The organism is Actinophytocola sp., from assembly GCF_036555685.1.
Taxonomy (GTDB): domain Bacteria; phylum Actinomycetota; class Actinomycetes; order Mycobacteriales; family Pseudonocardiaceae; genus Actinophytocola.
This window is the reverse complement of sequence record NZ_DATBKY010000176.1, coordinates 1-18,191: the sequence shown is the minus strand read 5'-3', so window position 1 is coordinate 18,191 and position 18,191 is coordinate 1. Positions and strand designations below refer to the sequence as shown.

16 protein-coding genes are annotated in these 18,191 nt (G+C 71.2%); 11 read left to right on the top strand and 5 right to left on the bottom strand.

All coding sequences use genetic code 11. The features are described from left to right. Window positions 1-54: 54 nt before the first annotated feature. Both VH969_RS16815 and VH969_RS16810 read right to left on the bottom strand, forming a co-directional pair. Complete coding sequence (locus VH969_RS16815) at window positions 55-693, bottom strand: CAP domain-containing protein (RefSeq protein WP_331975155.1); 639 nt, start codon at window positions 691-693, stop codon at window positions 55-57. 131 nt (window positions 694-824) lie between these two features. After that, the gene (locus tag VH969_RS16810) at window positions 825-1,523 is read right to left on the bottom strand and encodes a PKD domain-containing protein (RefSeq protein ID WP_331975153.1); all 699 of its coding nucleotides are present in this window, start codon (window positions 1,521-1,523) and stop codon (window positions 825-827) included. A 113-nt stretch (window positions 1,524-1,636) separates the two neighbouring features. Here VH969_RS16810 and VH969_RS16805 point away from each other — a divergent pair, with 113 nt between their 5' ends. The 4 genes from VH969_RS16805 (at window position 1,637) to smc (ending at window position 7,115) form a co-directional block, all read left to right on the top strand. Continuing rightward, entirely contained in the window at window positions 1,637-1,927 is a 291-nt protein-coding gene (locus VH969_RS16805) for an acylphosphatase (protein ID WP_331975151.1), read from the top strand. Window positions 1,928-2,008: 81 nt separating this feature from the next. Next, complete coding sequence (locus tag VH969_RS16800; protein ID WP_331975149.1) at window positions 2,009-2,527, top strand: sigma-70 family RNA polymerase sigma factor; 519 nt, start codon at window positions 2,009-2,011, stop codon at window positions 2,525-2,527. After that, a complete protein-coding gene (locus tag VH969_RS16795; protein WP_331975147.1) occupies window positions 2,524-3,396 on the top strand; it encodes an anti-sigma factor family protein in 873 nt (290 codons plus the stop codon). The genes VH969_RS16800 and VH969_RS16795 overlap by 4 nt, the downstream gene beginning before the upstream one ends. 110 nt (window positions 3,397-3,506) lie before the next feature. After that, window positions 3,507-7,115 (top strand): chromosome segregation protein SMC, encoded by a 3,609-nt coding sequence (smc, locus tag VH969_RS16790; protein WP_331975145.1) that lies wholly within the window; start codon window positions 3,507-3,509, stop codon window positions 7,113-7,115. Window positions 7,116-7,190: 75 nt separating this feature from the next. Here the strand turns inward: smc and VH969_RS16785 are convergent, their stop codons facing one another. Then, on the bottom strand, window positions 7,191-7,643 hold the full coding sequence (locus VH969_RS16785; RefSeq protein ID WP_331975143.1) for a DUF5336 domain-containing protein: 453 nt from the start codon (window positions 7,641-7,643) through the stop codon (window positions 7,191-7,193). A gap of 194 nt (window positions 7,644-7,837) precedes the next feature. Between VH969_RS16785 and VH969_RS16780 the strand changes: the two genes are divergently transcribed. Then, complete coding sequence (locus VH969_RS16780; protein ID WP_331975141.1) at window positions 7,838-8,806, top strand: GNAT family N-acetyltransferase; 969 nt, start codon at window positions 7,838-7,840, stop codon at window positions 8,804-8,806. Here the strand turns inward: VH969_RS16780 and VH969_RS16775 are convergent. Both VH969_RS16775 and VH969_RS16770 read right to left on the bottom strand, forming a co-directional pair. Continuing rightward, complete coding sequence (locus tag VH969_RS16775) at window positions 8,781-10,415, bottom strand: sodium:solute symporter (RefSeq protein ID WP_331975139.1); 1,635 nt, start codon at window positions 10,413-10,415, stop codon at window positions 8,781-8,783. The genes VH969_RS16780 and VH969_RS16775 overlap by 26 nt on opposite strands. Window positions 10,416-10,417: 2 nt before the next feature. Next, complete coding sequence (locus VH969_RS16770; RefSeq protein ID WP_331975137.1) at window positions 10,418-11,620, bottom strand: anhydro-N-acetylmuramic acid kinase; 1,203 nt, start codon at window positions 11,618-11,620, stop codon at window positions 10,418-10,420. 194 nt (window positions 11,621-11,814) lie between these two features. On the opposite strand from VH969_RS16770, the gene ngcE reads away from it, so the two are divergent. From ngcE to VH969_RS16740, 6 genes are all read left to right on the top strand, one after another. Then, window positions 11,815-13,236: an N-acetylglucosamine/diacetylchitobiose ABC transporter substrate-binding protein gene (gene ngcE, locus VH969_RS16765; RefSeq protein WP_331975135.1), complete on the top strand. Its 1,422-nt coding sequence runs from the start codon at window positions 11,815-11,817 to the stop codon at window positions 13,234-13,236. A 20-nt stretch (window positions 13,237-13,256) separates the two neighbouring features. Further along, the gene (locus tag VH969_RS16760; RefSeq protein ID WP_331975133.1) at window positions 13,257-14,243 is read left to right on the top strand and encodes a carbohydrate ABC transporter permease; all 987 of its coding nucleotides are present in this window, start codon (window positions 13,257-13,259) and stop codon (window positions 14,241-14,243) included. Further along, window positions 14,240-15,169 carry a carbohydrate ABC transporter permease gene (locus VH969_RS16755; RefSeq protein ID WP_331975131.1) on the top strand — a complete coding sequence of 310 codons (930 nt, stop codon included), beginning with the start codon at window positions 14,240-14,242 and terminating at the stop codon, window positions 15,167-15,169. Before VH969_RS16760 ends, VH969_RS16755 begins: the two co-directional genes overlap by 4 nt. Before the next feature lie 29 nt (window positions 15,170-15,198). Next, complete coding sequence (gene ftsY, locus VH969_RS16750; RefSeq protein WP_331975129.1) at window positions 15,199-16,458, top strand: signal recognition particle-docking protein FtsY; 1,260 nt, start codon at window positions 15,199-15,201, stop codon at window positions 16,456-16,458. Window position 16,459: 1 nt separating this feature from the next. Next, window positions 16,460-17,035, top strand: coding sequence for a nitroreductase family protein (locus VH969_RS16745; RefSeq protein ID WP_331975127.1), 576 nt, complete (start codon window positions 16,460-16,462; stop codon window positions 17,033-17,035). A gap of 55 nt (window positions 17,036-17,090) precedes the next feature. After that, on the top strand, window positions 17,091-18,191 hold a 1,101-nt coding region (locus tag VH969_RS16740; protein WP_331975125.1), incomplete at its 3' end, for a malate synthase.

The following is an 18,191-nucleotide window of genomic DNA, read 5'->3' as shown; positions in this document are numbered from 1 at the left end:
CAACCGCACCATCGGCCGGAACGCGACCAACACCTGAAATTCCGGGGAGGCGGCTCAGTAGCCGAAGTCCTGGGTCCAGTACATGCCGTCCTCGTCGAGGCCGACGCCGATCGCGTTGAGGTCGCAGTTGAGGATGTTCGCCCGGTGGCCGTCGGAGTTCATCCAGCCCTCCATGACCTGCTGGGCGTTCTTCTGGCCGACCGCGATGTTCTCCGCGCCCGGAGTCGGGTAGCCGGAGTTCACGATCCGGTCGGCGAAAGTCAGGCCTTCCGGCGTGGTGTGATCGAAGTAGTCGCGATCGGCCATATCGCTGCTGTGCTCCTGCGCCGCCTGGGCGAGCTTCGGATCCACGCGCAGCGGGTCGCAACCGGACTTCGCCCGCTCCTTGTTCACGAGGTCGACGACCTGGTCCTCGGTCTCGTCCTGCGGCGGCACGGTCGTCGTCGGCACGGTGTCCTCGGAGGACGTCGGCTGCGCGGAGCCGGATGAGCTCGACGGCTCCGGGGCGCCGGAGGCGGGCGGCTCGTCGCTCGTGCCGTCCACGCCCGTCTCGTCCTGGTCCGACGGCGCGGGGACGTTCGTGCCCATCTGCTTGCCCGGCCGCTCGAGGCCACCCTGGCCCTTCTCCGCGTCGGCGGCCGAGAGCGCGACATGGGCCGAGTCCGCGGCGTCCGGCCCATCGATGGTGGACATCAGCGTCGCGGAGCCGGCGGTGATGGCACCGATGAGTGCCGCGGTAAGCGCCGGAAGCACAGGTTTACGTCTGTGTGCCGAGGTCACGGTTCGGCAACGTACCACCAATGGGTGATCTTATGAAGCCGGGTCTAGTTACCCGAGGTAGTAGGTGGTGTGGTCACCGTTACCTGGGTAGTGGTAGACGCCTTGAGGCCCTGGCTGTCCGTTACGGTCAGTTTGACCGTGTAGGTGCCCGGGTCGTAGTGGTGGCTGACGTTCTTGCCGGTCCCGGTCTGGCCGTCGCCGAAGCTCCAGTCGTACCTCGTGATGCTGCCGTCCGGGTCGGTCGAGCCGCTGCCGTCGAAGGAGCAGTCGAGGCTGCCCTCCGAGCAGCCGCCGCCGATCGCGGCCGACGGGGGCTTGGGGGACGGCTTCGTGGTGTGCGGCGGCTTCGGCGTGGTCTGGCCCGGCCGGGGGGTCGTGCCGCCGCCGGACGTCATCCCCCCGTCGTCGGTGGTGGAGCCGTCCTCGCCGTTGTCGACCCTGCCCGTCGCGCTGCCGTCCTTCTTGTTCTTGTCCGGCTTCTTCGGCTGTGCGCTGCCGGACGCGGACGTGCTGGTGGTCGGGTCGGTGGTATAGGTCTCCGGCGTGGACGTCTCGACCGTGCCCTCGCTCTGCGGAGCCGGCGCTGCCGCGTCGCGGGTGCTGGCCAGCGCGGCGACGGTGGCGAACACCGTCGAGACCACGAGCGCGGCGACCCCCAGCCCGATGTACGGAGAGCGGGAGAGCCTGGGCTTTGCCTCCGGGTCTTCCGGTAAGGGAGTCAGCTCGTCACCAGGCTCCGACATCTGGGGGTTCGACCTCCTCGGCTCGCCGCCGTTGCTCCAAACGGAGTATTACGACGAAGTAACGTATCACCGTCACCGATCGTGTACACACCGGATCGAGGTAACTACCGACCGTGGAAACCTTATCTGATCAACCCGTACGGCTCACGGCTTGGGTACACGGCCGGGTACAGGGCGTGGGGTTTCGCTGGTGGACCCGCGCCCGCGCGTCCGAACTCGGCCTGAGCGGGTATGCACGCAATCTCAACGACGGTCGTGTCGAAGTGGTTGCGGAGGGTGCCCGATCCGGTTGCGAGCAACTGCTCTACCTGCTGCGATCCGGTCGGACGCCCGGCTCGGTGGACGTCGTCGTGGACCGCTGGTCGGCTGCGAAAGGCAATCTGCCGGGGTTTGCGGAGCGTTAGCGATTCCCGGAACATTCCGCTAATCGGGTTATGGATGAACGGATTTGAACCGGACCAATCCCATCGGCGTATGACTTTGTTGTGGGGAACACCCCGGACCAGGAGGACCAGCTCCTACGCGAGCTCTACAGCCGTTACCGACGGCCGCTGTTCGGCTACGTCCTGCGAGCGGTCGGCGGTGATCATCAGTACGCCGAGGACATCGTGCAGGAGACCTTGCTGCGGGCGTGGCGCAACGCCAACAGCCTGACCGCCGACGCGGCCGGCCCGTGGCTCTACACGGTCGCGCGCAACCTGGTCGTCAGCGGTTTCCGGAAGCAGGGCGCGCGGGTCGACGAGGTGCCGATCATGGAACGGGACTGGGCCCGGCCCACCGACGACTTCGACCGCGTGCTGCAGGGCTGGCAGGTCGCCGAGGCGATGCGGCAGCTGTCGAAGGACCACCGCGCGGTCATCGGCGAGCTGTTCTACCGCAGACGCACGATCGCCGAGGCCGCCGCCGCGCTCGGGGTGCCGCCCGGCACGGTGAAGTCCCGCTCGTTCTACGCCCTGCGCGCGTTGCGTGACGCGCTCGAGGAGCGGGGGGTGACCGAGCCATGACCTGCCCGAACACCGTCACGCTCGGCGCGTACCTGCTCGGTGCGCTCGACCCGCGCGAACGCTTCGAGTTCGAGGCGCACCTCGGTGGCTGCGACACCTGCCGCGCCGAGCTCGTCCGCCTCGCCCCGCTGCCCGGCATGCTCAACCAGATCTCGCTGGACGACTTCGCCGACGGGCTGCCGCCGACCACGCTCGAGGACGCGCACCCGACGGCCCCAGTGCCCGGCCTGCCGCTGTCCACGCAGCTCATGCGCCCGGAGACGAGCCTGCCCGAGCTGATGCACCCGGAGCTCTTCCGCGCCGAGGCCGGCTTCCCCGACGACCGCGTCCCGCCGGAGCTCGGCGGTCCGGTGCCGGTGCCGCGCGGCCCGGTGCCGGCGCGCGAGATCCCGCCGGTGGGCGGCGCGCCCGACACACCCGGCACGCCGGGTGACCCCCGCCGGTCCACCCGCCGCCGGCGCTACTGGCTCGCGGCCGCGGCGGCCGCCGTCGTGCTGGTGCTCGCCGCCGTCGGCGTCCTCGGCTGGCGCGCGGCGCAGCCCGACCCCGTCCCGCCACAGGCGGCCGGCATCACCTGGACCGCCAGCACGCCGGACGGCAGCGCGACCGCCGACGCCCGGCTGATCGACCACGAGTGGGGCACCGAGATCCAGGTGAAGGTGCACGGCCTGCCGCCGAACCGGCAGTGCTACATGGTCGTCTACGGCCAGGACGGCTACCACGAGATCGCCGGGTGGTGGGGGACCGACCACGCCTACGACGAGGAGATCCCGGCGAGCACCTCCATCCAGCGGAGCAAGATCGACAAGTTGGAGCTGCTGCTCGACGACCGGAAGGTCGCGCTGACCATCCCCGCGCAACGCCGTTAGCACGCTCGGCACCCACCCGCCACGCGCCCGCCTCCCACGGTTGCGGGGGGCTCCCGGGTACCCTCGATGGATAGCCCGCACTTCACGGTCGGCTGAGAGGTACGCGTCTCGTGCACTTGAAGAGCTTGACGCTCAAGGGTTTCAAGTCATTCGCGTCGGCCACCACGTTGCGCTTCGAGCCAGGTATCACCTGCGTCGTCGGCCCTAACGGGTCGGGCAAGTCCAACGTGCTGGACGCGCTGCGCTGGGTCATGGGCACCCAGGGCGCGAAGGACCTGCGCGGCGGCAAGATGGAGGACGTCATCTTCGCCGGCACCGCGAGCCGGGCCCCGCTCGGCCGCGCCGAGGTCAGCCTCACGATCGACAACTCCGACGGCGCGCTGCCGATCGAGTACACCGAGGTGTCGATCACCCGCCGGATGTTCCGCGACGGCGCGAGCGAGTACGAGATCAACGGCAACACCTGCCGGCTGATGGACGTCCAGGAGCTGCTGAGCGACTCCGGCATCGGCCGCGAGATGCACGTGATCGTCGGTCAGGGCCAGCTCGCCCAGATCCTCGAGGCCAAGCCCGAGGAGCACCGCGCGTTCATCGAGGAGGCGGCCGGCGTCCTCAAGCACCGCAAGCGCAAGGAGAAGGCGCTGCGCAAGCTCGACGCGATGCAGGCCAACCTCACCCGGCTCACCGACCTGACGAGCGAGCTGCGCCGCCAGCTCAAGCCGCTCGGCAAGCAGGCCGAGATCGCCCGCAAGGCCCAGGCCGTGCAGGCCGAGCTGCGCGACGCGCGGCTGCGGCTGCACGCCGAAGACCTGGTCACGCAGCGCGCCGACATCGCCAAGGAGCAGGCCGACGAGCAGGCCGCGCGCGCCCGCCGGCACGAGGTCGAGCAGGCACTCGAGGTCGCCGACGCCAAGCAGACCGCGCTGGAGGACCAGCTCGCGGCCGACGCGCCGCGGCTCGCGTCCGCCCAGGAGACCTGGTACAAGCTCTCCGCGCTGGAGGAGCGGCTGCGCGGCACCGTGCGGCTGGCCGTCGAGCGCGAGCGGCACCTGTCCGCGTCGAACGGCGCGGGCGAGGCCACCGGCGGCCGGGACCCCGAGGAGCTGGACGCCGAGGCCGAGGAGACCGCGATCCGCGAGGCCGAGCTGGCCGAGCGCGTGGAGGTAGCCCGGCACTCGCTGGGCGAGGCGGCCGAGCGGCGCGCCGAGCTGGAGGACGTCGTCCAGGCCGCCGAGCAGGCCCACCTCGCCGCCGTCCGCGCGGTGGCCGACCGCCGCGAGGGGCTCGCCCGGCTCGCCGGCCAGGTCGACGCGCTGCGCAGCAAGACCGGGGCGACGGCCGACGAGATCGAGCGGCTGTCGAGCACGCTGGCCGAGGCCGCCGAGCGGGCCGAGGAGGCCGCGGTCGAGCTGGCGGAGGCGCAGACCGCGTCCGGTGTCGAGGACGCCGACGACGCGGGCCTCGCCGACCGGTACGAGCAGGCCAAGGAGGCGCAGAAGGCCGCGCAGGCCCGCGTCGAGGAGCTGGTGGCCGCCGAGCGGACGGCCGAGAAGGACATCGCCTCGTGGCAGGCGCGGGTGGACGCGCTGGCGCTCGGACTCTCCCGCAAGGACGGCGCGGGCGCGCTGCTCGCCGCGGGCGACCGGATGCCGGGCCTGCTGGGCTCGGTGGCCGCGCTGCTGACCGTCGAGCCGGGCGCGGAGGCCGCGCTCGCCGCGGCGCTCGGCCCGGTGGCGGACGCGGTCGCGGTCGCGTCCGGGGACGACGCGGTCACCGCGCTGGAGCTGCTGCGCGGCAACGACGCCGGCCGGGCGGGCGTGCTCGTGGCCGGCTGGACGACGGTCGCCCGCTCCGGCTGGCCCGCCCTGCCGCCGGGCGCGCGGTGGGCGGCCGACCTCGTGCGGGCGCCGGAGTCGCTGCGCCAGGCCGTGCTCTCGGCGCTGGAGCAGGTGGCCGTCGTGGACTCGCTGCGGACCGCGCGCGACCTCGTGGCCCAGCACCCGCGGGTGCGCGCGGTCACCGCGGACGGCGACGTGTTCGGCGCGCACTGGGTGGTCGGCGGGTCCGAGCGCGGGCAGAGCGTGATCGAGGTGCAGGCCGCGGTCGACGAGGCCAACGAGAAGCTCGCCGCCGCCGAGTCCGCCGCCGAGCGGGCCGCCGCGGCCCTGGCGGGCGCGAAGGCCGAGCAGCAGGCGCGGACCGTGGACCTCCAGGCCGCCGCGGAGGCACGCAACGAGGCGAAGGTCCGCGCGGCCCGGTCGGCGGAGCGGCTGAGCCGCCTGCGGCAGGCCGTGCGCGCGGCGCAGGCCGAGGCCGAGCGGGTGCAGTCCCAGCGGGCCAAGGTCGAGCAGGCCCGCGAGGAGGCGCTGACCAAGCTCGCGGAGCTGGAGGAGCGGCTGGTCGTCGCCGAGGAAGCACCGCTGGACGACGAGCCGGACACGGCCGTGCGCGACGAGGCGGCGGCCTCGCTCGCGGCCGCCCGGCAGCAGGAGATGGACGCCCGGCTGGCGTTGCGCACGGCCGAGGAGCGTCACCGCGCGCTGCACGGGAAGGCCGAGGAGCTGCGCCGTGCGGCCCGTGCCGAGCGCGAGGCCCGCGAGCGGGCGGCCCGGGTGATGGCCGCGCGGGCCCGGGGCGCGGAGGTCGCCCGGGCGGTCGTGCGGGGCGGCGAGCTCGCGCTGGAGCGGATCGCCGTGTCGCTGCGCGCGTCGGCCGAGGAGCGCGACGCCGTGCAGGCCGACCGGCACGATCGGGAGCGGGTGCTCCAGCAGGTCCGCAACCGGGTGCGCGAGCTGTCCACGGAGCTCGAGAAGCTGACCGACGCGGTGCACCGCGACGAGGTCCTGCGGGCCGAGCAGCGGCTGCGCCTGGAGCAGCTCGAGGCCAAGATCGCGGAGGGCTTCGGCATCGGCCTCGACGACCTGGTCGCCGAGTACGGGCCGACCGTGCCGGTGCCGCCGAGCCCGGTCGAGCTGGCCGAGTACGAGGCCGCCAGAGAGCGCGGCGAGACCGTGGTCGCACCCCAGCCGATCCCGTACGACCGCGGCACGCAGGAGCGGCGGGCCAAGCGGGCCGAGCGCGACCTGACGCTGCTGGGCAAGGTGAACCCGCTCGCGCTGGAGGAGTTCGCGGCGCTGGAGGAGCGGTACAAGTTCCTCTCCACGCAGCTGGAGGACCTCAAGGCGACCCGGCGCGACCTGCTGACCGTGGTCAAGGAGGTCGACGACAAGATCCTCGAGGTCTTCGCCTCGGCCTACCACGACGTGGCCCGCGAGTTCGAGACCGTGTTCGCCACGCTGTTCCCGGGTGGCGAGGGGCGGCTCGTCCTGACCGAGCCCGAGGACATGCTGACCACCGGCGTGGACGTCGAGGCACGCCCGCCGGGCAAGAAGATCAAGCGGCTGTCGCTGCTGTCCGGCGGCGAGAAGTCCCTCGTGGCGGTGGCCATGCTGGTGGCGATCTTCCGGGCGCGGCCCTCGCCGTTCTACGTGCTGGACGAGGTCGAGGCGGCGCTGGACGACGTCAACATGCGCCGGCTGATCGGGCTGCTGGAGGAGCTGCGGGCGACCTCCCAGCTGCTGATCATCACCCACCAGAAGCCGACCATGGACATCGCCGACGCGCTCTACGGCGTCAGCATGCGCGGCGACGGGATCACGCAGGTGATCTCCCAGCGGCTGCACGGGCGCGAACCGGAGCCGGAACCCGCGCCCGCCTAGGTTCCTGTGTTGACCACACAGCGAAAGGCCCCCTTCGCCTCGCCGGGCGAAGGGGGCCTTTCGGTGGTCTCGAGGTCAGGCGCCGTAGGCGGTGCCGGTCTGCGGCGAGGTGCTCGGGTTGGCGCGGTAGGCGAGGAAGCCGGCGCCGGCCGAGACGAGGGCCAGGACGAGGCCGATGAACAGGCCCCACTGCGGGTCGTAGGTCGACCCGTAGGTCAGCCAGCGGAGCAGGATGAACACGAACGCGACGCCCGCGGCGATCATCCAGATCATCGACCGCTGCGGCACGTCGGTGCCGAAGTGCGGGAGGACGACGACGACGGCCACCGCGAGCAGCAGGAGCACGGAGAACCAGGCCAGGAAGCCCGCGTCCCAGGCGCTTCCGGTCACGTCGACGCCGGCGGCCTCGGCGAGCCCGCCCAGGTCGACGGAAATCCACGGAAAGAAACTAACAATAAACGCGAGCACCCCGGCGCCGATGCCCGCCCATTCAAGCGTCGAAACGCGCTTGACATCGAATTCAGCCATAGACGTGGCCCTTCAATCCAATAAAGCCCGAGTGAGTGCGAGGCACAGTACCCCCGCAGGTGGGAGAAGTATGGGGGATCTCTCGATCGAGTAAGTAACGGAAACGCATCGAATGCCCCCGGGGTCGCGAGGCCTGCCCCAAGGGGCAGTAATACGTTCGCGCGAAAGGGCATCCGCCGGTCAAGCTTTTCCCCATGTACGACGTTCGACCAGCGACGCCGGCCGACCTGGCGGACGTGATCGGGCTGATCACGCGCCTGCAGGCGGACCCGGCACACCTCATCGCCTTCCACGGCGACACCGCGCAGGAGGTCGCCGAGGAGCTCGCCGGCCTGCGCCCGGACTGGGCCTCCGGCGCCGTCGTGGCCACCGACCGCCACGGCCGGCTGCGGGGAGTGCTCAGCGTCGAGGCCGACTCCGAACAGCACCGCGCCTACCTGTACGGGCCGTACGTGGACGTGCCCGCGAACCACCCCGCCGCGAGCCAGCTCTGGCAGGCCACCGCGGACGCCCTGCTCGACCTCGCCGCCGGCCTGCCCCGGATGGCCGGGGTGACCCGCCTCGACCTGTTCGGCCACCGGCAGAACCGGTTGCTCGCCGACTTCGCCGCCCGCCACGACGTACCCGCCGGCGACACGACCCGGCTGTTCACGATCGAGGACGCCGCCCTGCGTGGCCTGCTCGTGCGGGCAGCCGACGACGTGCCGCCGGCCGAGGACCGCGTCTGCGTGCTGCCGCCGGACCCGGGCGTGCGCGCCGCGGTCGCCGCCCTGCACGACCGCTGCTTCCCGCACGCCCCGACACCCGGCCACCGGCTGGTCGCCGACGGCGCCGAGCACACCGTCGTGGTGCTGCTCGGCGACAGCGGGGTGATCGGCTACGCCGGCGGCTACGCGCAGGTCGAGGAGTACTACGTGGACGTCGTCGGCGTCGACCCGCGGTGCCGCTCGCTCGGCGCCGGCCGGCTGCTCGTCCGCCGCCTGCTGGCCGAGCTCGCGCGCCGGGCGGGCGCCCGTGTCCGGGCGGCCGCCCTGATCCGGCTCGGCAACGACGCCTCCGAGCGGATGTTCACCGCGCTGGGCTTCGAGCTCGCCCTGGAGCTGGTCAACTACACGAAGACCGACTACCGCCCGAACCTCACGCAGCCTCAGCCTTCTCCGTGACCTGCTGCTGGTCCGCGGGCTCCGGGCGGCCGCGGTGGCGCAGGGCCAGGAGCCCGCCGACGATCAGCGTCACCGCGACGCCGAGCGGCGTGAACCACCAGCTCACCAGGCTCCGCACGCCCTCGGCGGGCGCCGCGGCCGAGAAGTCGATGGTGATCGAGTGCCACTCGCCGTAGCCGTTGGCCGCCGCGTCCGCCTCGGCCGACGGCCCGACGAACTTCACGCCCAGGATCACGAACGTCATCACGGCGACCGTCACGACGAACGCGATGATCCCGTCCGTCTGGTTGGCCTTCTTGACGATCAGGCCGAGCAGGAACGCGCCGAGCAGCGCGCCGTAGGTGTACCCGGTGATGCCCAGCGCCTGCACGACGATCGGGTCCGCGGCGGTCTGGTTGGCCGTGGCGAAGAGCCCGGCGCAGATGATGAGCAGGCCGGCCCAGATGACCGTCCACACGCGACCCAACCGCAGCCGGTCGTCGTCGGACAGCGTGCGGCGGGAGACCCGCTCGTACACGTCGGTCACCGTGGCGGAGGCGAGCGCGCCGAGCGACGAGGACAGTGCCGCGGCCAGGATGCCGGCGATCACGAAGCCGGACAGCCCCGACGGCAGCTCGGTCACGATGTAGTTCGCGAACAGCTCGTCCTTGTTGCCCAGCCCGAGCCCGCCCGCGGACGCAGGGTCGGTCGGCACCGCAGCCTGGTAGAACGCCCACATCATCACGCCGATGAACAGGAAGAACGCGAACTGCAGGAACACCACCACGCCGCTCGCGATCAGCGCCTTCTGCGCCGCGCGCACCTCGCGGGTGGCCATCAGCCGCTGCACGATCAGCTGGTCGACGCCGTGCGAGGCCATCGCCAGCATCGCGCCGCCGAAGAACGCGGCCAGGAACGGGAAGCCGCCGGTGAGCGCGTTCGAGGAGAAGTCGAGCAGCTGGAACTTCGAGGCGTCCATCGCGTCGCCGAACCAGCCGGACGGCAGCGCGCCGGCGAGCGCGATCACGACGACCAGGCCGCCGAGGATGTACCAGAGCATCTGGATCGCGTCGACCCACACGACCGCCCGCACGCCGCCGACGAACGTGTAGAACACCATGGCGATGCCGAGCACGACGACGATCGCCCAGTAGGACGCGTTCACGCCGTACGACGCGAGCACGACCTTGATCGGGATCGCGGTGGCGAACAGCCGGATGCCGTCCGCGAGCAGGCGGGTGAACTGGAACGTCACCGACGCGGTCGCCCGCATGCCGTTGCCGTACCGCTTGCCGAGGAACGCGTACGCGGTGACCAGGTCGCCGTCGATGTAGCGGGGCAGCAGCACGAACGCGACGATGACCCGGCCGACGATGTAGCCGAGCGCCAGGGTCAGGTAGGTCATGCCGCCGGCCTGCTCGGGCGCGAGGTAGGCGACCACGGGCACGGACAGCACGGTGAGCGTCGAGGTCTCCGCGGAGACCACCGACACGCAGACCACCCACCACGAGATCTTCTTCTCGCTGATGAAGTAGTCGGTGGACGACTTCTGCCGCCCGCCGATCAGGACGCCCAGCAGTGGCATCCCGACCAGGAAGAGCAAGATGATCGCGATGTCGAGCGCGCGCACGGTTACCTCCCGCTGATCGCAGGTTGGGTCACCCGGAGCCGGGCGACGGTGGTCGAGACGGGTTCGGGCAGCCGCAGCGCGGTGCCGCCGGGCGTGATGCTGCCGAGCAGCCGCGGGCCGCGGGCCCCGGTCGCGCTCGGCACGTTGGCCGGGATGCCCGACCAGGTGAGGAAGCCGAGCAGGGCGGTCAGGTACGCCTCCTTCGCGTCACCGGGCAGGCCCAGCTCGTCGCTGCGGACCAGCGCGGCGGGTGCGAGGAGGCGGCCGAGGGCCTTCACGAGCGTCGGGTTGCGCACCCCGCCGCCGGAGGCCACTACCCGGGTCACGCCGTGCGCGCGGCACGCGTCGGCGATCGTGCTGGCGGTCAGCTCGACGAGGGTGGCCAGCAGGTCCGGGCCGCTCACCCGCGGCACCTTCGCCAGGGCGTCGCGCAGGTAGTCGGTGTGGTAGCGCTCCTTGCCGGTGGACTTCGGCGGGGCCGCCGCGTAGTACGGGTCGGCGAGCAGCACCTCGAGCAGGTCGTCCCGGACGCTGCCCTGCGCCGCGAGGTCGCCGTCGACGTCCTGCTGCCAGGCGCCGTTGGAGATCATCCGCGCGGCCGCGTCGAGCAGCGCGTTGCCCGGGCCGGTGTCGAACGCGAGCGCGGGGGAGTCGTCCGCGACGACGGTGACGTTGGCGATCCCGCCGATGTTCAGCCCGGCCACGATGCCGGACCCGGCGAGCTCGCGCAGCCACAGCCGGTCGAGCACGCTGGCGAGTGGCGCGCCGTGCCCGCCGGCCGCCACGTCGCGCGCCCGCAGGTCGGCGACCACCGGCAGCCCCGTGGCCTCGGCGATCCAGGCCGGCTGGCCGATCTGCAGCGTGCCGAGGACGTTTCCGTCCTCGACCCAGTGGTAGAGCGTCTGGCCGAGCGAGGCGACCAGGTCGGCTTGCCCGCCCGCGATGTCGGCCAGCGCCTCGGCGGCGGTGGTGGCGAACGCCTCACCGACCGCGGTGTCGAGGCGGCAGACCTCCTCGGCGGTGCTTTCGTGCGGCGGCAGGGCGGACAGCAGAGCGTTGCGCAGCGCGGAGGGGTACGGGACCTCCGCGTGTCCACACGGGATGAGTTCGATGGTTTCGTCGGTCAAGTGGAGGTCGGCCACCGCCACGTCCACACCGTCCATGGACGTTCCGGACAGCAGCCCGATCACCCGGCACGAAGTCACGTGACCTGGCTATCCACTCGCGCCGGTGCGGCGCAAGACGAGGCGTTACTTCTTGACCAAATCGATGTCGTGAGCTGTTGAGTATTCCCGGCCGAAGGTATAGACCAGAGCGATAATGTGTCACCCTGCGCCGGGGAGCGGGGTCGGCCCGCCCGTTCGATGCAGCAGGTAACGCGAGGACACGAGGAGCGAGCATGACCAAGTTTTCGGCGGAGTGGAGCAGGAGAAACTTCCTGCGTGGCGCCCTCGCCACGGGTGCCCTGGTGCTGCCGGCATCCAGCGCCCTGGTCGGCTGTGCCACCTCCGGTGGCGGTCAGGAGGCGGCGGAGGGCGAGAAGTCCGCCCAGAACCCGCTCGGCGTGCCCACGGACGCCCCGCTCGAGGTCTACATCTTCAACGGCGGCTTCGGCGACAAGTACGCCACCGACGTGCACGAGCCGATCTACAAGAAGAAGTACCCCAAGGCCAAGATCAACCACAAGGCCGAGGTCGACATCGCGGGCGCCCTGCAGTCGCGCTTCGTCGGCGGCAACCCGCCGGACTTCGTCAACGACTCCGGGGACGGCCAGATCCCCCTCGGCCAGCTCGTCTCCGACAAGCAGCTCTACGACCTCACCGACCTGTTCGACGCGCCGAGCTGGGACGACCCGAACACGAAGGTCCGCGACACGCTCGTGCCGGGCGCCATCCAGCAGGGCACGTTCGGCGACAAGCCCTACGTCATGAACATGGCGCTCACGGTCTTCGGCATCTGGTACAACAAGGCGCTCTTCGACAAGCACGGCTGGCAGCCGCCGCAGACCTGGGACGACATGCTGGCGCTGTGCAAGGACATCAAGGCCGCCGGCATCTACCCGTGGACCTACCAGGGCATCCACGCCCGTTACATGAGCTGGTCGCTGCTGGCGATGGCCGCCAAGCTCGCCGGCCCGGACGTCGTCAAGGCGATCGACAACCTCGAGGAGGGCGCCTGGCAGCACGAGGCCATCAAGGAGTCGGCCAACGCGCTGCAGGGCCTGCACACCAAGGGTTACATCCTCCCCGGCACCGAGGGCATGGACCACATCCAGGCGCAGGGCCAGTGGTGCGCCGGCAAGGCCGCGTTCGTGCCGTGCGGCTCGTGGCTGGAGAACGAGCAGAAGGACGTCACGCCCGAGGGTTTCGAGGTCACCGTGATGCCCGATCCGCTGCTGTCCAAGGACTCCAAGATGCCGTTCGAGACGATCTACGCCTCGCCCGGTGAGCCGTACGTCGTGCCCGCGGCCGCGAAGAACCCGCGCGGCGGGCTGGAGTACATGCGGATCATGCTCTCCAAGGACGGCGCGAAGGGCTTCACCGAGCAGGTGTCCAGCCTGACCGTGGTCAAGGGCGCGGCGGACGGCGTCAAGCTGCCCCCGGGCCTGACCTCCGCGCAGGAGACGCTCAAGTCGGCCGGCGACAACGTCCTCAACTGGATGTACAACACGTGGTACGGCGACATGTGGAACCCGGGCGTCAACGCGCAGATCGGCGACCTGATGACCGGCCGCAAGACCGTGGACCAGTTCTGTGCCGGCTGTGAGTCGGAGGCGAAGAAGGTCCGCGACGACGACTCCGTCACGAAGTACACCCGCTGACGGGAACGGCTCGGGTTTCGGTGTCGCTCAAGGTTTCCTCCCCGCGGCCGGCGGTGCGCCCGCCCCGCCGGCCGGCGCGGGGCGGCCTGGACCGCGGCAAGGGCGGCTTCGTGCTGGCCTTCCTCGTGGTTCCGGTCGGGCTCTACGTCCTGTACGTGGTCTCGCCCTACGCGCAAGCGATCTACATCTCGCTGACCGACTGGACCGGCCTCACGGCGAACCAGACGTTCATCGGGTTCGACAACTACGTCCGCCTCTGGAACGACGACCAGTTCTGGATCGCGTTGCGCAACAACGGGATCCTGCTGCTCGTCGTGCCCGCGGTGACGGTCGTGCTGGGCCTGTTCTTCGCCTCCATGCTCAACGTGGGCAGGCGCGGGCGGTCCGGCATCCAGGGCGTCCGCGGCTCGTCCGTCTACAAGATCGTCTACTTCTTCCCGCAGGTGCTGTCGGTGGCGATCGTGGGCGTGCTGTTCAAGTACGTCTTCGCGCCGACCGAGGCGGGCGGCATCTTCAACGGCCTGCTGAACGCGGTCGGCCTCGACGCGCTGTCGAAGCCGTGGCTCGGCGACCCGACCTACGCGTTCTGGGTCGTCGTGGTCGTGATGATCTGGTCGTTCGTCGGCTTCTACGTGGTGCTGTTCTCCGCGGCGATGCAGTCGATTCCCAAGGAGATCTACGAGGCCGCGCTGCTCGACGGGTCCAGCCGGTACACGACCTTCCGGCACGTGACGCTGCCGCTGGTGTGGGACACCGTCCAGGTCGGCTGGGTGTACCTGGCGATCCAGGCCATGGACGCGTTCGCGCTGGTGCACATCATGCTGGGCATCAGCGGCGGGCCGTCGCGGGCCGGTGACGTGCTGGGGGTGGCGCTCTACCGCGCGGCGTTCAACCGCTACCGGTTCGGCTACGCGTCGGCCATCGGCGTCGTCCTGCTGCTGCTGACGTTGCTGGTCGCGGTGCTGTTCCTGCGGGCGGCCCGGCGCGAGCGGGTGGAACTCTCTTGACGGCCGTCGACGACCGCACGAAGACGCCGCCTGCCTCGCGGGCGGTGCGTCCCCGCGGGCCGGGGGTGGGCGCCGGGCAGGGCGCGCTGAACCTGCTCAACGGGACGTTCCTGCTGATCTGGGGCCTGGTCACGACGCTGCCGCTGCTGTGGGCGGTCGTGTCCTCGGTCAAGACCAACTCGGAGTTCCTGGCCGACCCGTGGGCGCTGCCGGGGGCGGCGCACCTGGAGAACTTCGGGCGCGCGTGGACGGTCGCGAACATCGGGCAGTACTTCGTGAACAGCGTGATCGTCGTGGTCATCTCGGTGCCGCTGACGATGCTGCTGGGCGCGATGGCCGCCTACGTGCTGGCCCGCTACGACTTCCCGGGCAACCGGATCATCTACTTCGGCTTCGTCGCCGGGCTGATCTTCCCGGTGTTCCTCGCGCTGGTGCCGCTGTTCTTCGTGGTGCGCAACACCGGGAACCTGCCGCTGCTCGGCGAGGTGCTCGGGTTGAACAGCCACCTGTCGCTCGCGCTCGTGTACGTCGCGTTCTCGATGCCGTTCACGGTGTTCTTCCTCACCGCGTTCTTCCGCACGCTGCCGAACTCGATCGCCGAGGCCGCGATCGTGGACGGCTGCTCGCACTTCGGCCTGTTCTTCCGGGTCATGCTGCCGATGGCGAAGCCGGGCCTGATCAGCATCGGGCTGTTCAACGTGCTGGGGCACTGGAACCAGTACGTGCTGCCGGTGGTGCTGATGAACGAGCCGGACAAGAAGGTGCTGGCCCAGGGCCTCGCCGCGCTCGCGATCAGCCAGGGCTACCGCGGCGACTGGTCGGCGCTGTTCGCGGGCCTCGTCATCGCGTTACTGCCGGTGCTGATCGTGTACGTGCTGTTCCAGAAGCAGGTGCAGGCGGGTCTGACGGCGGGCGTGCTGAAGTAGCCGCCGGCGCTTGATGCGAGGATGGCGGCGTGTCGAGCACCGTGATCGTGATCATCGTCGTCGTGGTGGTTCTGCTCGCGCTCGCGCTGGTCGCGGGCGTCACGCTGAGCCGGCGCCGGCGGATCAGCCTGACCGAGGAGAAGCGCGCCGAGCAGCGCCGCGGCTACCAGGCCGGTGGTGGGATCAGCCTGGCCCCGGGCGGGGAGAAGGCTCAGGCGCCACCGGTCGAGGAGGCGCCCGAGGAGGAGGCGGCACCCCCGACGAAGACCACGGAGACCGGCGCGCCCGTGCACGTCCCGGCCGAGCCCGCGATCGTCGACGAGGTCGCGCCGCCCGAGCCCGTCGAGGAGATCGAGTCGCCGGCTCGGCGGATGGAGCGGCTGCGCGGCCGGCTGTCGAAGTCGCGCTCGACGTTCGGCCAGGGGGTGCTGGGCCTGCTCGGCGCGGGCGACCTCGACGAGGACTCGTGGACCGAACTCGAGGACACGCTGCTGCTGGCCGACCTGGGCGCCGCGACCACGCAGGAGGTGGTCGAGAAGCTGCGCGCCGGGCTGGTCGCGGGAGGCGTGCGCACCGCCGAGGACGCCCGCACGATGCTGCGGGACGTGCTCGTGGAGGCGTTGCACCCGGAGATGGACCGGTCGGTGCGCGCGCTGGCGCACGAGACCAACGGCACGAGGACGCCCGGGGTCGTGCTGGTCACGGGCGTCAACGGCACCGGCAAGACGACGACCACGGGCAAGCTCGCGCGGGTGCTGGTCGCCGGCGGGCGGACGGTCGTGCTGGGCGCGGCGGACACGTTCCGCGCGGCGGCCACCGAGCAGCTCGCCACGTGGGCGGAGCGGGTCGGCGCGGAGGTCGTGCGCGGGCGTGAGGGCGCGGACCCGGCGGCCGTGGCGTTCGACTCGGTGAAGCGCGGCACGGAGGCCGGCGTCGACGCGGTGCTCGTCGACACCGCGGGCCGGCTGCACACGAAGACCGGCCTGATGGACGAGCTGGGCAAGGTCAAGCGCGTGGTGGAGCGGCAGACCAAGGTCGACGAGGTGCTGCTGGTCCTGGACGCGACGACCGGGCAGAACGGGCTGACGCAGGCGCGGGTGTTCGCCGAGGTCGTGGACATCACCGGCATCGTGCTGACGAAGCTCGACGGCACCGCGAAGGGCGGCATCGTGTTCCAGGTGCAGCGCGAGCTGGGCGTGCCGGTGAAGCTGGTCGGGCTGGGCGAGGGCGCGGACGACCTGGCCCCGTTCGAGCCGGCGGCGTTCGTCGACGCGCTGCTGGGGGCCTGAGGTGGAGTTCCAGGACGTCGTCCGCAAGCGGCGGATGGTGCGCAGGTTCGAGCCCGACCGCCCCGTGCCGCCGGAGGTCCTCGACCGGATCCTGCACAACGCGACCCGCGGGCCGTCGGCGGGCTTCTCGCAGGGGCAGGCGTTTCTCGTGCTGCAGGGCGAGGACCTGGCGAAGTTCTGGGCCATGCGCCCGAAGGGCAACGACGTGAGCACGGCACCGCTGCTGATCGTGCCGATGTCGTGCAAGCGCGTGTACCTCGACCGTTACGCCGAACCGGACAAGGGCTGGACCGACCGCGACGAGGCTCGCTGGCCGGTCCCGTTCTGGCACATCGACACGGGCATGGCGACGCTGCTCATCCTGCAGACCGCGGTCGACCAGGGGCTGGGCGCGCTGTACTTCGGCATCGTCCCCGAGGACGTCCCGAGGTTCCGCGAGCTGTACGCCGTCCCGGCCGATCACGAACCCATCGGCGCGGTGGCCATCGGCTACTCCGCGGAGCCGGAGCAGTCGGGCTCGCCCCGCACCCGCAAGCGCCGTCCGGTGGCCGACGTCGTACACCATGGCCGCTGGTAGCAGGCACGCCCGGCGCTGGCGTGTTCGGACGGCCGCCGGGACTTAGGGTGTAGTCATGGTCGACATCCAGGTACTCGGCGGACCGGTCGAGCGAAGCGAGCAGATCCTGACCCCGGAGGCGCTGGAGTTCCTCGCCGGCCTTCATGCGCGGTTCGCGGACCGGCGGGACGAGCTCGTGGCCGCGCGGACCGAGCGGCGGGAGGAGGCGTCGCGCACCGGGAAGCTCGACTTCCTCGACTCGACCCGCGAGGTGCGCGAGTCGCAGTGGCGCGTCGCCGCCGCACCGGCCGACCTCGCCGACCGGCGGACCGAGATCACCGGACCCACCGAGCGCAAGATGGCCATCAACGCGCTCAACTCCGGCGCCAAAATCTGGCTCGCCGACCTCGAGGACGCCAACACTCCACACTGGACGAACGTCGTCTCCGGCCAGGTCAACCTCTACGACGCCGTCCGCAAGGAGATCGCCTTCAGCTCGCCCGAGGGCAAGAGCTACGCGCTGAAGGATGATGTCGCGCACGCGGTCATCGTCATGCGCCCCCGCGGCTGGCACCTCGACGAGCGCCACCTCACCTTCGACGGCCGCCGCGCGGTCGGCGCGCTCGTCGACTTCGGGCTCCACTTCTTCCACAACGCGAAGGAGCTCCTCGAGCGCGGCAGCGGCCCGTACTTCTACCTGCCGAAGCTGGAGAGCCATCTCGAGGCCCGGCTCTGGAACGACGTCTTCACCCACGCGCAGGAACAGCTCGGCATCCCGCACGGCACCGTCCGCGCCACCGTCCTCATCGAGACGATCCCGGCCGCGTTCGAGATGGACGAGATCCTCTACGAGCTCCGCGACCACGCGTCCGGCCTCAACGCGGGCCGGTGGGACTACCTGTTCAGCCTCATCAAGTACTTCCGCGACGCCGGCCCCGACTTCGTGCTCCCGGACCGCAACGACGTCACGATGACCGCGCCGTTCATGCGCGCGTACACCGAGCTGCTGGTGACCACGTGTCACCGCCGCGGCGCGTTCGCGATCGGTGGCATGGCGGCGTTCATCCCTAGCCGGCGCGACCCGCAGGTCAACGAGACCGCGCTGGCGAAGGTGCGTCAGGACAAGGAGCGCGAGGCCGGCGACGGGTTCGACGGTTCGTGGGTCGCGCATCCCGAT

Excerpts from the sequence above, each read along its gene's own strand:
- VH969_RS16815 (WP_331975155.1), bottom strand. The coding sequence starts at position 693 with ATGTCCACCATCGATGGGCCGGACGCCGCGGACTCGGCCCATGTCGCG.
- VH969_RS16810 (WP_331975153.1), bottom strand. The coding sequence starts at position 1,523 with ATGTCGGAGCCTGGTGACGAGCTGACTCCCTTACCGGAAGACCCGGAG.
- VH969_RS16795 (WP_331975147.1), top strand. The coding sequence starts at position 2,524 with ATGACCTGCCCGAACACCGTCACGCTCGGCGCGTACCTGCTCGGTGCG.
- VH969_RS16785 (WP_331975143.1), bottom strand. The coding sequence starts at position 7,643 with ATGGCTGAATTCGATGTCAAGCGCGTTTCGACGCTTGAATGGGCGGGC.
- VH969_RS16780 (WP_331975141.1), top strand. The coding sequence starts at position 7,838 with ATGTACGACGTTCGACCAGCGACGCCGGCCGACCTGGCGGACGTGATC.
- ngcE (WP_331975135.1), top strand. The coding sequence starts at position 11,815 with ATGACCAAGTTTTCGGCGGAGTGGAGCAGGAGAAACTTCCTGCGTGGC.